This window comes from Stenotrophomonas maltophilia, from assembly GCF_900186865.1.
In the GTDB taxonomy this organism is placed as follows: Bacteria; Pseudomonadota; Gammaproteobacteria; order Xanthomonadales; family Xanthomonadaceae; genus Stenotrophomonas; species Stenotrophomonas maltophilia.
Genome location: NZ_LT906480.1, coordinates 4,894,835 through 4,910,525, shown reverse-complemented (window position 1 = coordinate 4,910,525; position 15,691 = coordinate 4,894,835). Strand labels below are relative to the sequence as shown.

The 15,691-nt window shown below is 67.1% G+C and carries 9 protein-coding genes and 1 riboswitch; of the genes, 6 read left to right on the top strand and 3 right to left on the bottom strand.

All coding sequences use genetic code 11. From position 1 onward, the window contains the following. Nucleotides 1-14: 14 nt before the first annotated feature. Entirely contained in the window at nt 15-2,162 is a 2,148-nt protein-coding gene (locus tag CKW06_RS23045) for a S46 family peptidase (protein ID WP_024957785.1), read from the top strand. Nucleotides 2,163-2,369: 207 nt separating this feature from the next. Then, nucleotides 2,370-5,816 carry a hybrid sensor histidine kinase/response regulator gene (locus CKW06_RS23040; RefSeq protein ID WP_005411664.1) on the top strand — a complete coding sequence of 1,149 codons (3,447 nt, stop codon included), beginning with the start codon at nt 2,370-2,372 and terminating at the stop codon, nt 5,814-5,816. Nucleotides 5,817-5,862: 46 nt separating this feature from the next. Here CKW06_RS23040 and CKW06_RS23035 read toward each other — a convergent pair whose 3' ends face one another. The 3 genes from CKW06_RS23035 to acs form a co-directional block, all read right to left on the bottom strand. Then, a complete protein-coding gene (locus CKW06_RS23035; protein ID WP_024957786.1) occupies nt 5,863-6,438 on the bottom strand; it encodes a manganese efflux pump MntP in 576 nt (191 codons plus the stop codon). Between the two features lie 88 nt (nt 6,439-6,526). Beyond that, nucleotides 6,527-6,616: riboswitch (yybP-ykoY riboswitch) on the bottom strand. Nucleotides 6,617-6,849: 233 nt separating this feature from the next. Beyond that, nucleotides 6,850-7,515: a response regulator transcription factor gene (locus tag CKW06_RS23030; RefSeq protein WP_005411662.1), complete on the bottom strand. Its 666-nt coding sequence runs from the start codon at nt 7,513-7,515 to the stop codon at nt 6,850-6,852. A 79-nt stretch (nt 7,516-7,594) separates the two neighbouring features. After that, on the bottom strand, nt 7,595-9,538 hold the full coding sequence (gene acs / locus CKW06_RS23025; RefSeq protein ID WP_024957787.1) for an acetate--CoA ligase: 1,944 nt from the start codon (nt 9,536-9,538) through the stop codon (nt 7,595-7,597). A 245-nt stretch (nt 9,539-9,783) separates the two neighbouring features. Between acs and CKW06_RS23020 the strand changes: the two genes are divergently transcribed. The 4 genes from CKW06_RS23020 (at nt 9,784) to xth (ending at nt 15,622) form a co-directional block, all read left to right on the top strand. Beyond that, entirely contained in the window at nt 9,784-11,211 is a 1,428-nt protein-coding gene (locus tag CKW06_RS23020) for a DcaP family trimeric outer membrane transporter (RefSeq protein ID WP_024957788.1), read from the top strand. A 227-nt stretch (nt 11,212-11,438) separates the two neighbouring features. Next, nucleotides 11,439-13,100 (top strand): MFS transporter, encoded by a 1,662-nt coding sequence (locus CKW06_RS23015; protein ID WP_005411659.1) that lies wholly within the window; start codon nt 11,439-11,441, stop codon nt 13,098-13,100. Between the two features lie 213 nt (nt 13,101-13,313). Beyond that, nucleotides 13,314-14,723, top strand: coding sequence for a coniferyl aldehyde dehydrogenase (locus tag CKW06_RS23010; protein ID WP_024957789.1), 1,410 nt, complete (start codon nt 13,314-13,316; stop codon nt 14,721-14,723). 131 nt (nt 14,724-14,854) lie between these two features. Then, on the top strand, nt 14,855-15,622 hold the full coding sequence (xth, locus tag CKW06_RS23005) for an exodeoxyribonuclease III (protein ID WP_024957790.1): 768 nt from the start codon (nt 14,855-14,857) through the stop codon (nt 15,620-15,622). The last annotated feature ends 69 nt before the right edge of the window (nt 15,623-15,691 follow it).

Genomic DNA, 15,691 nt, shown 5'->3' with positions numbered 1-15,691 from the left:
TACCGGATTGCCTCATGTCATCACGCAAAGCCCTTCCCACCGCCCTGGCCCTGGGCCTGACCCTCGCCGCCGGTGCCCACGCCGATGAAGGCATGTGGATGCCGACCCAGCTGCCGGAACTGGCCAAGCCGCTGCAGGCCGCAGGTTTCAAGGGCAATCCGGCCGACCTGGCCAACGTCACTGCGCCGCCGCTGAGCGCCGTGGTGCGTGCCGGCGGCGGCACCGGTTCGTTCGTGTCCGCCGACGGCCTGCTGCTGACCAACCACCACGTGGCGATGGGCGTGATCCAGTACAACAGCTCGCCCGAGCACGACCTGATCACTGGTGGCTTCATCGCCAGGGACCGTGCCGATGAGCGCCCGGCCAACCCGGACTTCCGCGTGCTGGTCACCGTCGGCTTCGACAAGGTGACCGACCAGGTGCTGGCGCAGGCGCGTGGCAAGACCGGCCGCGCCTACTTCGATGCCGTCGATGCGGCCAGCAAGCAGATCGTGGCCGAGTGCGAGAAGGACGGCAGCGTGCGCTGCTCGGTGGCCAACATGTACTACGGCACCGACTTCTACCGGATCGCCCAGCTGGAACTGAGCGACGTGCGCCTGGTGTACGCGCCGCCGCGTGCGATCGGCAATTACGGCGACGAGATCGACAACTTCATGTGGCCGCGCCACACCGGCGACTTCACCCTGCTGCGCGCCTACGTGGGCAAGGACGGCAAGCCGGCCGCCTACAGCAAGGACAACGTGCCCTACCAGGCCCCGGCACACCTGCAGATGTCGGTGGAAGGCCCGAAGGAAGGCGACTACGCGATGCTGGCCGGTTACCCGGGCATCACCTACCGCCATCGTACCGCGGCCGAATTCGCTGGCCAGATCGATACCGTGCTGCCGCGCCGCGTGTCGGTGTTCCAGCAGATGATCGACACCATCGAGGCGGCCAGCGCCAAGGATGCACAGGCGCGCACCCGCTACGCTTCGCAGCTGCAGTCGTTGAAGAACAACCGCAAGCGCGCTGCCGGTGAGCTGGAAGGCCTGCTGCGCAGCGACGCGAAGGCCCAGCGTGCCGCCGACGAGACGGCGATGCTGGCGGCCACCGACCGCAGGTACCAGGGCGACATCAAGGCGCTGCTGGCCAACCTGTCGCAGGGTGCGGCGGTGGGCGAGCGTGACTTGCTGCTGGACCAGATGGCCGCGCAGAGCCAGCTGCTGCGTTCGGCGTTGCTGCTGGAGCGCCTGCGCATCGAATCGGCCAAGCCGGACGCGCAGCGCGAAAGCGGCTACCAGCAGCGCGACCAGGCGATGATCGAAGGCGTGCTCAAGCAGGTCCAGCGCCGTTACGCGCCGGAGGTCGAGAAGGCGCTGCTGACCACCCTGCTGACCCGCTACCAGCAGCTGCCGGACGCGCAGCGCGTGGCCGAGTTCGACGCGGCCTTTGGCCGTACCCCGCAGCAGCTGGCCAAGGCGCTGGATACCCTGTATGCGGGCACCCAGCTGGGTGACGAGGCGCAGCGCCTGTCGCGCTTCGCTGCCGCACGCGAAGGCAAGGCGCTGGCCGCCGATCCGCTGATCGCCGTGGCCGGCCCGCTGGTGGCCGCGCAGCTGCGCATCGAGAACGAGAGCAAGACCCGCGAAGGCGAGCAGCTGCGCCTGCGCCCGGCCTACATGCAGGCGCTGTTCGCCTGGCGTGCCAAGCAGGGCCGCGCCGTGTACCCGGATGCCAACCGCACCCTGCGCATCAGCTACGGCAAGGTGGAGGCGCTGCACCCGCGCGACGGCGTGACCTACTCGCCGGTGACCACCGTGGCCGGCATTGTCGAGAAGAACACCAACGCCTATCCGTTCGATGCACCCAAGCCGCTGCTGGCGGCGATTGCCAAGGGTGACTTCGGCAGCACCGCCGACCCGGCGCTGAAGACCCAGACGGTCAACTTCCTGACCAACCTGGATACCACCGGCGGCAACTCCGGCTCGCCGGTGCTCAACGCCAAGGGCGAACTGATCGGCCTGAACTTCGACAGCAACTGGGAATCGGTCAGCGCCAGCTGGTGGTTCGACCCGCGCTACAAGCGCGCTGTGCACGTGGACATGCGCTACCTGCGCTGGCTGCTGGCCAAGGTCTACCCGGCGCCCGAGCTGCTGAAGGAAATGGGCGTGCCGGCCCAATAACGCCGGTACCTGGCAGGTGCCCACCGCTTCCTGGTGGGTGCCCATTGATTCCCGGTAGGTGCCCACTGTCAGTGGGCGCGGATGTCCCCGTCACGACCAACGGTCGTGACCCACCAGACGGGCCAACGGTCGTGACCCACCGCCATGACCTACCCTCACGACCAACGGTCGTGATCTACTGGCCCCTGTTCCGACGGAAACGCACGCGTGGTCTCCAGCTGGATCCTGCTGCTGGTCTCGGTTGCCTATGCCGCGCTGCTGTTCGGCGTGGCGTGGTGGGGTGACCGCCGGCCGATGTATCCCGACCGGCCGTGGCTGCGGCCGGTGGTGTACAGCCTGGCGCTGGCCGTGTACTGCTCGTCGTGGACCTTCTACGGCGCGGTGGGTACCGCCGTGCGCAACGGCGTGGGCTACCTGCCGATCTATATCGGTCCGTTGCTGCTGCTGTTGTTCGGCTGGCGCATCATCGAGCGCCTGGCGCTGATCGCGCGCAGCCAGAACGTGGTCTCCATCGCCGATTTCATCTCCTCGCGCTTCGGCCGCTCGCGGCGGTTGGCGGCACTGGTGGCGATCATCGCCCTGATCGGCATCATCCCGTACCTGGCCCTGCAGTACAAAGCGGTGGCGATGAGCCTGCAGGTGCTGACCGGCAACAGCGGCCCGACCGGCTTCTTCACCGATCCGGCGCTGTACGTGGCGCTGCTGATGGCGCTGTTCGCCACCCTGTTCGGCACCCGCCAGGTCGACGCCACCGAGCACCACCACGGCATGATGCTGGCGATCGCCTTCGAATCGGTGATCAAGCTGCTGGCGATGCTGGCCGTGGGCGTGTTCGCCTACCTGTGGCTGAGCAACCGCACCGACGCGGTCGTCGAGTCGGTGCATACACTGTTCACCGGCCTGCCGCCGGTGGGCTTCATCTCGCAGACCCTGCTCAGCTTCCTCGCCATCATCTGCCTGCCACGCCAGTTCCACGTGGCCGTGGTCGAGTGCGGTGACGTGCGCGACGTACGCCGCGCGCGCTGGATGTTTGGTGGCTACCTGGTACTGATCTCGGGCATGGTGCTGCCGATCGCCACCGCCGGCGTGACCCTGTTCGGCACCGGCGGCAGCGTCGCCGACGACTCGATGGTGCTGGCCCTGCCGCTGGCCGAAGGCCGCAACGCGCTGGCGCTGATCGCCTATGTGGGCGGCTTCTCCGCTGCCACCGGCATGGTCATCGTCTCGTCCATCGCGCTGGCCACCATGGTCAGCAACGACCTGGTGATGCCGGTGCTGCTGCGTCGCAGTGGCGACCATCAGGAAGCCGCCGACGTTGCCTCGCGCGTGCTGTGGATCCGCCGCCTGGCGATCCTGCTGCTGGCGCTGATGGCCTACAGCTACTATCGCACCAGCAGCAACGACAGCACGCTGGCCTCGTACGGTCTGATGGCGTTCGCGGCGGTGGCGCAGTTCGCGCCCGGGCTGATCGGCGGCCTGTACTGGCGCGGCGCGAGCCGGCGTGGTGTCGAGGTGGGCATGCTGCTGGGCTTCGCCACCTGGCTGTACACACTGCTGCTGCCGGCGATGACCATGGCCGGCTGGGTCGATGCTGGCTGGGTGCAGCACGGCCCGTTCGGCATCGAGTGGCTGCGCCCGCAGCAGCTGTTCGGCATGACCGGCTGGGACCCGCTGACCCATGGCACGTTCTGGTCGCTGCTGGTCAATGCGGCGACGATGATGCTGGTGTCCGCACGCTGGCGGCCCGGTGTGGACGAGCGGCTGCGCGCCGCGCCGTTCCTCGACCCGTATGCCGAGCGCCCGTCGGTGGCCGGTGGCTGGCCCGGTCATGTGCACGTGGGCGACCTGCTGGCACTTGCCTCGCGCGTGGTCGGCGAGCGCCATGCGCGGCGTTCGTTCTTTGAGCAGGCACAGTCGCTGGGCCGCGAGCTGCAGTCTTCCGCGCCCGCTGACCGACCGTGGGTGCAGTTCACCGAACGCCTGCTGGCCGCGTCGATCGGCGCGGCGTCGGCGCGCCTGCTGCTGACCAGCCTGCTGCGCGGCTCGGGCATGGACCTGGGCGAAGTGGTGGCGGTGCTGGACGAAGCCGGGCAGGAACTGCGCTTCAACCGCGAGATCCTGTCGACCACTCTGGAGAACATCAGCGCCGGGGTCAGCGTGGTCGATCCGGACATGCGCCTGACCGCATGGAATCGTCGTTACCAGGACATGTTCGGCTACCCCGACGGCATGCTCTACGTAGGTCGCCCGGTGGCCGACCTGATCCGCTACAACGCCGAGCGCGGCGAGCTGGGCGAGGGTGATATCGAAGTGCAGATCAACCGACGCATCGGCTACATGCGCGCGGGGTCACCGCACGTGTTCGAGCGCACCCGCAGCGATGGCAAGGTGATCGAGATGCGTGGCCAGGCGCTGCCCGGCGGCGGTTACGTGACCAGCTACAACGACATCACCGACTACAAGCACGCGGAAAAGGCCCTGCTGGAAGCCAACGAGACGCTGGAACAGCGCGTGGCAGAGCGTTCGCATGAGGCCGAGGTCGCGCAGCAGTCGAAGACCCGCTTCCTGGCGGCGATCAGCCATGACGTGCTGCAGCCACTGAACGCCGCACGCCTGTTCGCTTCCGCGCTGCGCGACAGCGATCACGTGAGCGATGAGCAGAAGCACCTGGCCGAGCGCGTGGATGCATCGCTGCGCGCGGCTGAAGAACTGCTCGATGGCCTGCTGGACGTATCGCGCCTGGACGCCGGCGGCCTGCACCCAGTGATCGGCGAGTTCGACGTGAGCGCGCTGATGCGCGAACTGGCTGCGCAGTACACTCCGGTCGCCGCCGGCCGTGGCCTGCGCCTGGACCTGTTCGCACGCCCGGCATGGGTGCGTAGTGACCGCCGCCTGCTGCGCCGCGTGCTGCAGAACTTCCTGGCCAATGCGCTGCGCTACACGCGCCAGGGACGCATCGTGCTGGCCGTGCGCCAGCGCGGCGACGAAGTGGAGCTGCAGGTCTGGGATACCGGGCCCGGCATTCCCGAGCACCACATGCGGCAGATCTTCGACGAGTTCCACCGCTACCAGCAACCGTTCGATTGGGGTGAGCAGGGGTTGGGGCTGGGCCTGTCGATCTGCCAGCGCATCTCGCGTCTGCTTGACCATCGCCTCAATGCGCGGAGCCGGGTCGGCAAGGGATCGATGTTCTCGATCATCCTGCCGCGGGTCGCACCGCTGCCGGGCTACACCGAACTGGCCGCGCCGGTACAGGCCGTCGCCGCGCCGGTGCGCAGCGATTCGCTGGCGGGCCTGCGCGTGCTGTGCGTGGACAACGACGAGGAGATCCTCGACGGCATGCGCGCACTGCTCGGCCGTTGGCAGGTGCAGGTGATCACGGCATCGACGGTGGATCAGGCGTTGGAGAAGGTGGCCGAACGACCACAGGTGATGCTGGTCGACTACCACCTGCACGACCGCATGGATGGCCTGGACGCGCTGGTGGCCCTGCGCGAAGCCGCCGGTTACCCGCTGCCGGGTGCGCTGCTGACCGCCGATGGTCGCGACGAGCTGAAGCGGATGGCGCGCGAGCGTGGCTATCGCGTGCTGACCAAGCCGATCAAGCCGGCCTCGCTGCGCGCCTTCCTCGGCGCGCTGCGCGACGCGCAGTAGTGCCGGCCGCTGGCCGGCAACCACGCAATCGCTCGCCTCTGGCGCGTTACCCCACGCCGTGCAGGTGTTCGTACAGGATCGTCGCGCCGATGATCACCAGGATCACGCCACCGATGATCTCGGCACGCTTGCCCACCATGCTGCCCAGCACGCGGCCGAGCATGATGCCGACGGTGACCATGGTCAGCGTGCACAGGCCGATGACCGCGGCCATCACGCCGATATGCACGTCCATGAAGGCCAGGCCGATACCCACCGCCATCGCATCGATGCTGGTGGCGAAACCGGTCAGCGCCAGCTTCCAGAAGCCGTGGTGCTGCGAAGGGTCTTCGTCTTCCTCGGCACTGTCCGGGCGCAGGCCGTTGTAGATCATGTGGATGCCCAGCGCGCCGAGCAGGCCGAAGGCGATCCAGTGGTCGAAAGCTTCCACGTACTGCAGCGCGGCGCGGCCGAGCAGCCAGCCGATGATGGGCGTGATCGCCTCGATGACGCCGAAGATGATGCCGGCACGCAAGGCATCGCGGAACACCGGTCTGCGCATGGCCGCACCCTTGCCGATCGCGGCGGCAAAGGCATCGGTGGACATGGCAAAGCCGATCAGGAGGATCGAAATGGGGGACATGGACAGCGGCTGAGGTCGGGCCAGGACGGACGCACGGCCTGCGCTCGCGCCCAACCTGACGTTGCGCGCGCGGGCCGCTGGTCTCGCCAACCATCATGGTTGTCCACGCCACGGCGCACTGGCCGAGTATGTTGACGTGGACGATTCCTGCGAAGGAATCCGGCTACTCCCCAAGGGGACGCGAAGCTTAGCATCGCGATTCGCGCGTGGCGCATTTCCAGCGAAACGCGCAGGCAGGGCTGGTTTGTATAGCGATGGCTATATCGCGGGCGCAGCGGTGCCGGGTAGTGCCGGCCGCTGGCCGGCATGCGCAACGGCGAGAGCGTGCCAAGCAAGCTTGGCACCTACCGAAGCGGTTTCGGGTGATTTCAGGGGCTGAAGGCGATTGCCGGCCAGCGGCCGGCACTACCGTCAGTCTTCTTCCGGCGGCAGCACGATGGCGTCGTCGTCGATCGCCAGCTTGCCGGCCATCAGCACGGCCTGGGTGCGGTTGGTGACGCCCAGCTTGCGCAGGATGGCGGTGACGTGGGCCTTGATCGTCGCTTCGGAGACATTGAGGTCGTAGGCGATCTGCTTGTTCAAGCGGCCGGCGCCCAGCATCTGCAGCACGCGGAACTGCTGCGGGGTGAGCTCGCGCAGTCGCTGGCCGACTTCGCGTTCCTCACGCTCGGTGGGCGGCACGTTGTGCGCTTCCGGCGGCGCCCAGGTCTCGCCATCGAGGATGGTGCCCAGTGCGTGGCCGATGGTGTCCGAATCCGCAGACTTCGGAATGAAGCCCAGCGCGCCGTGGTCGAGCGCGCGGCGCATCACCGTCGCCTCTTCGCGCGCGGACACCACTACCACCGGCAGGTGCGGATGCAGCGAGCGCATGTGCACCAGCGCGTTGAAACCCTGCGCACCGGGCATGTTGAGGTCCATCAGGACCAGGTCGGCGTCGTTGTGCTGGTCGGCCAGCGCATACAGCGCTTCCACGCTGTCTGCCTCGAACAGCTGCACGCCGGGGATGACCCGCTGCACGGCCCCACGCAGGGCTTCGCGGAACAGCGGGTGGTCATCGGCAATCAGGAGGGTGGTCATGGTCGGGGGGAACCGTGGGGGAAAGCAGATGGGGTCAGAGCCCTTTCCTTGCGGAAAGGGATCCGACCCCGGTCGTACATCAGCGCACCTTGCGCTCGTCCACCAGTGACGCCACCACCGACGGATCGGCCAGGGTCGAAGTGTCGCCGAGCTGGTCCGGCGCGTTCTCGGCGATCTTGCGCAGGATGCGGCGCATGATCTTGCCTGAGCGCGTCTTCGGCAGGCCCGGCGCCCACTGCAGGTGGTCCGGCGTGGCGATCGGGCCGATCTCCTTGCGCACCCAGGCAACCAGTTCCTTCTGCAACTCGTCGCTCGGTGCCTCTTCGGCCACCAGGGTGACGTAGGCGTAGATGCCCTGGCCCTTCACGTCGTGCGGGAAGCCGACCACGGCCGCTTCGGCCACCTTCGGGTGCGAGACCAGCGCGCTTTCCACCTCGGCGGTGCCGATGCGGTGACCGGACACGTTGATCACATCGTCGACGCGGCCGGTGATCCAGTAATAGCCGTCCTCGTCGCGTCGGCAACCGTCGCCGGTGAAGTAGCTGCCCGGGTAGGTGCGGAAATAGGTATCGATGAAACGCTGGTGGTCGCCGTACACCGTGCGCATCTGGCCCGGCCAGGAATCACGGATGATCAGGTTGCCCTCGGTCGGGCCGTCCTGGATCTCGCCATCGGCATTGACCAGCGCCGGCTGCACGCCGAAGAAGGGCAGGGTGGCCGATCCCGGCTTGAGGTCCATCGCACCGGCCAGCGGCGAGATCAGGATGCCGCCGGTCTCGGTCTGCCACCAGGTATCGACGATCGGGCAGCGGCTGTCGCCGACCACCTCGTAGTACCAGCGCCAGGCTTCCGGGTTGATCGGCTCGCCGACGCTGCCGAGCAGGCGCAGCGAGGCGCGCGAGGTCTTCTTCACCGGCTCCTCGCCTTCGCGCATCAGCGCACGGATGGCGGTCGGGGCGGTGTAGAAGATGGTCACCTTGTGCTTGTCGATGACGTTCCAGAAGCGCGACGTGTCCGGGTAGTTCGGCACGCCTTCGAACATCAGCGAGGTCGCGCCGTTGGCCAGCGGCCCGTACACGATGTAGCTGTGGCCGGTGACCCAGCCGACGTCGGCGGTGCACCAGTAGATGTCGTCCTCGCGCAGGTCGAACACCGCTTCATGGGTGTAGGCCGCGTACAGCAGGTAACCGCCGGTGGTGTGCAGCACGCCCTTCGGCTTGCCGGTGGAACCGGAGGTGTAGAGGATGAACAGCGGGTCTTCCGCGTTCATGCGTTCCGGCTCGCAGCTGGCCGGCTGGCTGTCCACCACATCGTGGAACCAGCGGTCGCGCGGGGCCTGCATGTCCACCGCGCCGCCGGTGTGGCGCACCACCAGCACGGTTTCAACCGTGTTCGTGCCCGGCAGCTTCAGCGCGGCATCGACGTTGGCCTTCAGCGGAATCTTCCGACCACCGCGCAGGCCCTCGTCGGCGGTGATGATCAGTTTGCTCTGGCAGTCGCTCACACGGTCGGCGATCGAGTTCGGCGCGAAGCCACCGAACACCACCGAGTGGATCGCACCGATGCGCGCGCAGGCCAGCATGGCCACCGCGGCGTCGACGATCATCGGCAGGTAGATGGTGACCCGGTCGCCCTTCTTGACGCCGAGGTTGCGCAGCGCGTTGCCGAGGCGGCAGGTGCGCTCGTACAGCTCGCGATAGGTCACGTGCTGGGCCGGTGCATCCGGGCCGTCCGGCTCGAACAGCAGGGCGGTCTTGTCGCCGCGCGTTTCCAGCTGGCGATCCAGGCAGTTCACGCTGGCATTGAGCTCGCCATCTTCGAACCACTTGATGTGGAAGTCGGACAGGTCGTAGCTGACGTTCTTGATCTTCGTCGGCTTGCGCATCCATTGCAGGCGCTCGGCGGCCTTGCCCCAGAAACCATCCGGGTCGGTCACCGAAGCCTGGTACTGCTGTTCGTACGACGTCTTGTCGATGCGTGCCTTGGCGGCGAATTGCGGATCGACGGGGTAGATATCAGCCATGGCACCCTCACTTGCACGTTGACTTTGTATGTGCGGTCGCAGCATCGCAGCGACCGATCCCCTTCAGTTTGCCCCATCCACCCCCGGCCGCGTCACCACCTTGGTTAGACCATGGTCGAAAGTGAGCGCCCAGCAGGGCCGGGTTCGACCAATGGCCAATAGCCGCTGTGCGTGAACGCCCCGCAGTCTCGGCTCGACCGTGCCCCACGCGCGGCATCACCTTGCCACTTGGGAGAGAGGGCAACATGAGCCACCGTACGTTGAAAGCCGTGCGCAAACCTCTGGCGGCCTGCCTGTTGGTCGCCCTGGTCGCACCGGGCATGGCGTTCGCAGAGACCGCCAAGGAGAAAGCACTGGAAGCACGCGTTGCCGAACTGGAACGCCAGGTCCAGCTGCTGCTGTCTTCGCAGCAACAACAACAGACCCAGATCAGCCAGACCCAGCAGGCGGTGACCGAAGTCCGCACGGTGCAGGCCGGGCAGAAGCCGGTCGCCTCGGTGCCGGCGGGTAAGCAACCGATCCAGGTCACCACCATCACCCCGGGCGCGGCGCCGGGCACCACGGTCAAGATCGGCGGCTTCATCAAGGCCGACTTCCTGGCCACCCAGACCAGCGATGGCCAGCTGGCCGACGACGCCACCGGCCGCTCGCTGTACCTGCCGGGCCAGACCCCGGTGGAAGGCGCCGGCGGCAGCGGCAAGCGTTCGGGCACCGACTTCAACGCCCATGCCAAGTTCTCGCGCTTCAACCTGGGCATCGACAACGTGAGCGAATCGGGCAACAAGGCCGGTGCGTTCTTCGAGATGGACTTCTTCGGCAACTCGCTGGGCAACCAGACCGCCACCAATACCTATGGTGTGACCCTGCGCCACGCCTACATGTACTGGAACAACTGGATGGCCGGCCAGACCTGGTCCAACTTCATGGACGCCGCCGCACTGCCGGAAGCGGTCGACTTCGTCGGCCCCACCGACGGCGTGATCTTCGTGCGCCAGGCCCAGGTGCGCTACACCCAGGGTGGCTTCAGCGTCGCGCTGGAAAACCCGGAAACCACCACCCTTACCGGTACCCGCAACCCGGTCACCGGCGCCTGGACCAACACCAGCGCCAACTCCGACCGTGGCAGCCTGCCCGATCTGACCCTGCGCTATGGCTGGAAGGGTGACTGGGGCACCTTCGGTGTCGGCGGCATCGTCCGTCAGCTGAAGGTCGACAACCAGGCCACCGGCGCCAAGGCCGACAAGGTGGCTGGCGGCCTGACCCTGGGCGGCAAATGGGTGATGGGCGACAGCGATTCGCTGCACTACCAGCTGACCGGCGGCGAAGGCATCGCCCGCTACATCGGTCTGGGCATCACCGCCGACAGCGCCTGCGACGTGGCCCGCGACGAGCTCAACCCGACCGGCGTGCTGGCCGGCTACGTGGGCTGGCGGCATGCGTTCTCGCCGAAGCTGCGCACCAACCTGATCTATGCGCGCAGCGACTACGACAACGACAGCATCCTCGGCCCGCTGGTGACCAAGAGCGTGCAGAGCATCCGCGGCAACATCTTCTATTCGCCGCTGCCCAAGGTCGATATCGGCGCCGAACTGATGTACGGCCGTCGCGAAGTGGAGAACGGCAACAAGGGTGACATCACCCGATTGCAGTTCACCACGAAGTACAGCTTCTAAGAGCGTGCCGGCCAGCGGCCGGCACCTACCGAGATGGGGTGCCGGCCAAGGTCGGCATCTACCGAGATGGGGTGCCGGCCAAGGTCGGCATCTACCGAGATGGGGTGCCGGCCAAGGTCGGCACCTACCGAGATGGAGTGCCGGCCAAGGTCGGCATCTACCGAGATGGGGTGCCGACCAACGGTCGGCACCCACCAACAACGATTGCTTCGGAGGGGAAGCGTCCCATGTCCAGTACACCCAGCACCGCACATAAAGCGGGCACCCTGACCAAGGGCCACAAGAAGGTCATCTTCGCCTCGAGCCTCGGCACGGTCTTCGAGTGGTATGACTTCTTCCTGTACGGCTCGCTCGCGGCCATCATCGCCAAGCAGTTCTTCAGCGGCGTCAATGAAACCACGGGCATGATCTTCGCCCTGCTGGCGTTTGCCGCCGGCTTCTTCGTGCGTCCGTTCGGCGCGGCCTTCTTCGGCAGCCTCGGCGACCGCATCGGCCGCAAGTACACCTTCCTGGTCACCATCCTGATCATGGGCATCTCGACCTTCCTGGTCGGCGTGCTGCCCAACTACGCCTCGATCGGTTTCGCCGCACCGGTGATCCTGATCATCCTTCGCCTGGCCCAGGGTCTGGCGATGGGCGGCGAGTACGGCGGTGCCGCCACCTACGTGGCCGAGCATGCGCCGGACGACAAGCGCGGGCTCTACACCAGCTTCATCCAGTGCACCGCCACGCTCGGCCTGTTCATGTCGCTGCTGATCATCCTGGCCTGCCGTTACTTCCTGGGCAATGAAGCCTTCGAAGCCTGGGGCTGGCGCATCCCGTTCCTGGTCTCGATCCTGCTGCTGGGCGTGTCGGTGTGGATCCGCCTGCAGCTGAGCGAGTCGCCGCTGTTCCAGCAGATGAAGTCGGAAGGCAAGGGCTCCAAGACGCCGTTCCGTGACAGCCTGAAGGGCGGAAACCTGAAGCTGATGCTGCTGGTCCTGCTCGGTGCGGCGGCCGGCCAGGCCGTGGTCTGGTACGGCGGCCAGTTCTACGCGCTGTTCTTCCTCAGCAGCATGCTGAAGGTCGATGCCACCACCTCCTACCTGCTGATCGCGGCCGCGCTGGCGCTGGGCGTGCCGTTCTTCATCTTCTTCGGCTGGCTGTCCGACCGCATTGGCCGCAAGAAGATCATCCTGGCCGGCTGCCTGCTGGCGGCCATCACCTACATCCCGATCTTCAAGGGCCTGACCCACTTCGCCAACCCGGCCATCGAAGAAGCGCGTGCATCCTCGCCGGCGCTGGTCGTCGCCGATCCGAACACCTGTTCATTCCAGTTCGATCCGGTGGGCCTGCGCAAGTTCACCAGCTCCTGCGACGTGGCTACCGCCGCGCTGACCAAGGCTGGTGTGCCGTACGACGTACAGCCCGCTGCCGCCGGTTCGCTGGCAATGGTGAACGTGGGCAGCGCCAGCGTCACCTCGTATGAGGCCGCCGGCCTGACCAAGGAAGAAGGCAAGGCCAAGGCCGATGCATTCGGTGCGGAACTGAAGACCGCCCTGACCACCGCCGGCTACCCGGCCAAGGCCGATGGCGCCCGCATCAACATCGCCGGCACCATCTTCATGCTGTGGCTGCTGGTGCTGTACGTGACCATGGTCTACGGCCCGATCGCCGCTTACCTGGTCGAACTGTTCCCGACCCGCATCCGCTACACCTCGATGTCGCTGCCGTACCACATCGGCAACGGCTGGTTCGGTGGCTTCCTGCCGGCGATCTCGTTCGCGCTGGTGGCCGGTACCGGCAACCTCTACTACGGCCTGTGGTACCCCATCATCATCGCGCTGATGTCGGTGGTGATCGGCGGCCTGTTCCTGCGTGAGACCAAGGACGTGGATATCACCAAGTAACCGGTATGCCGACCAACGGTCGGCACTCACCGGGTTTCAGGGGCCGCGGTGCAGACCGCGGCCTTTCTGTTTGTGGGGCGTGCCCACTCGGCTCGCATTCCGGTAGTGCCGGCCGCTGGCCGGCAACCTCATGAATCTCCGCGGACATGAAGCCGTTGCCGGCCAGCGGCCGGCACTACCATTGCGTTGCGCAGCACCCCGTATAGTCGGCCCATGACCACCACTACGCCGGAAGACCTTCCCGCCCTCCTGCACACCCTGCGCAGCGCCTGGCAGTCGCAGCGCCCGTCGCTGGACCAGCGCGAAGCTGACCTGCGCCGCCTGCGCGAGGCGCTGAAGCCACGCCTGGACGAAATGGCGCAGGCCATCGCCGAGGATTTCGGCCATCGCGCCCACGTGGAATCGAAGCTGGCCGATGGCATGAGCGTGCTGTCGGCCATCGATCACCTGCGCCGCCACCTGCGGCGCTGGTCGAAGCCGCAGCGGGTCGGTGCAGGCTGGAAGCTGTGGCCGGCGCGTGCGCAGCTGCGGCCGACGCCGCTGGGCGTGGTCGGGGTGATCTCGCCCTGGAACTACCCGGTCACGCTGGCATTGGTGCCTTTGGCCACCGCCATCGCTGCGGGCAACCACGTACTGCTGAAGCCATCGGAACACACGCCGCGCACCAGCGCGTTCCTGGCCGATCTGCTGGCCAGCGTGTTCCCGCCCGATCGGGTGGCGGTGGTGCAGGGTGGGGCGGACGTGGCCTCCGCGGTGTCCTCGCTGCCGCTGGACCATCTGCTGTTCACCGGCTCGACGGCCGTTGGCCGCAAGGTGATGGCGGCCGCCGCCGAACATCTGGTGCCGGTCACGCTGGAACTGGGCGGCAAGTCGCCGGCCATCGTCTGCCGCGATTTCCTGCTGGAAAAGGCCGCCGCGCGGCTGGCCACCGGGAAATGGTTCAACGCCGGCCAGACCTGCATCGCGCCGGATTACGTGCTGATCGATACCGCGCGCCAGCGCGAGTTCGTGCAGGCGCTGCAGCAGCAGGTGCGCGAGCGCTATGGCGACTTCAGCGATGCCGACGACTACACCCGCATCATCAATGAAGGCCAGTACCGGCGTCTGCAGGGCTACCTGGCACAGGCGCGGCAACGCGGGGTGCCGGTGATTCCGCTGGCGCAGGTGGATGAGGCGCGTGCCGACCGCGAGCGCCTGCTGGTGCCGACCGTGGTGCTGGACCCGCCGGACGACCTGGACCTGATGCGCGAGGAGATCTTCGGGCCGATCCTGCCGGTGCGGGCCTATCCGGATCTGGAGGCGGCGCTGGCCGACGTGTTGTCCCGTGACCGGCCGCTGGCACTGTATCCCTTCAGCCACGACACGGCGACGGTGGAACGCATCCTCGGTCAGGTGGTGGCCGGCGGGGTGACGGTGAATGACACGCTGCTGCACTTCGCCGCCGATGGCCTGCCGTTCGGTGGGGTGGGGGCCAGCGGCATGGGCGCGTACCATGGCCGGGCCGGGTTCGATGCGATGAGCAAGCGGCTGCCGGTGCTGTGGCAGTCGCGCTGGGCGGCCAGTGACCGGCTGCGGCCGCCGTATTCGAAGATTGCGGGGTTGTTGAAGCTGCTGCTTCGGTAGTGCCGGCCGCTGGCCGGCAACTGCGGGGTCTTGCCCACGGTTCATGGGGTTGCCGGCCAGCGGCCGGCACTACCGGTGGGTGCCCACCTGGGGTGGCACGCGTGCCAAGCCCACCCGGGTAGAATGCCCGCATGAAGATCGCCTCGTGGAACGTCAATTCGCTCAATGTCCGCCTGCCGCACCTGGAGCAGTGGCTCAAGGAGTTCGGCCCGGACATCGTCGGTATCCAGGAAACCAAGCTGGAGGACCACAAGTTCCCCGATTCGGCGCTGATCGCCGCCGGCTACCGCAGCGTGTTCGCCGGCCAGAAGACCTACAACGGCGTGGCGCTGCTGTCGCGTGAGTCGGCGCAGGACGTGCAGATCGGCATTCCCGGCTTCGAGGACGAACAGAAGCGCGTCATTGCCGGTACCTTCGGCGACCTGCGGGTGATCAACCTGTACGTGGTCAATGGCCAGGACATCGGCACCGACAAGTACGACTACAAGCTGCGCTGGCTCGAGGCGGTGCATGCCTGGATCGCCGAAGAACTGCAGCGGCATCCGAAGCTGATCGTGATGGGTGACTTCAACATCGCCCCGGACGCGCGCGATGTGCACGACCCGGAGGTGTGGAACGACAACCACATCCTGACCTCCACCGCCGAGCGCGGCGCGCTCAACAAGCTGCTGCAGCTGGGTCTGCACGATGGCTTCCGCCTGCACAACGACGAGGCGGGCACCTTCAGCTGGTGGGATTACCGTGCCGCCGGCTTCCGCCGCAACCTGGGCCTGCGCATCGACCTGACCCTGGTCTCCGATGCGCTGAAGGGCAGCGCGGTGGCCTCGGGCATCGACCGCGAGCCGCGCACCTGGGAACGCCCGAGCGACCACGCGCCGGCGTGGGTGCAGATCGGTTGAACGAACAGGGCCCGACGATTGCCGGGCCCGTTCTGGAACATCCGCCGGCCAGTGGCCGGCACTACCCTC

Coding starts and splice junctions, on each gene's coding strand:
- xth (WP_024957790.1), top strand. CDS start 14,855: ATGAAGATCGCCTCGTGGAACGTCAATTCGCTCAATGTCCGCCTGCCG.
- CKW06_RS23035 (WP_024957786.1), bottom strand. CDS start 6,438: ATGTCCCCCATTTCGATCCTCCTGATCGGCTTTGCCATGTCCACCGAT.
- CKW06_RS23010 (WP_024957789.1), top strand. CDS start 13,314: ATGACCACCACTACGCCGGAAGACCTTCCCGCCCTCCTGCACACCCTG.
- CKW06_RS23015 (WP_005411659.1), top strand. CDS start 11,439: ATGTCCAGTACACCCAGCACCGCACATAAAGCGGGCACCCTGACCAAG.
- CKW06_RS23045 (WP_024957785.1), top strand. CDS start 15: ATGTCATCACGCAAAGCCCTTCCCACCGCCCTGGCCCTGGGCCTGACC.
- acs (WP_024957787.1), bottom strand. CDS start 9,538: ATGGCTGATATCTACCCCGTCGATCCGCAATTCGCCGCCAAGGCACGC.
- CKW06_RS23030 (WP_005411662.1), bottom strand. CDS start 7,515: ATGACCACCCTCCTGATTGCCGATGACCACCCGCTGTTCCGCGAAGCC.
- CKW06_RS23020 (WP_024957788.1), top strand. CDS start 9,784: ATGAGCCACCGTACGTTGAAAGCCGTGCGCAAACCTCTGGCGGCCTGC.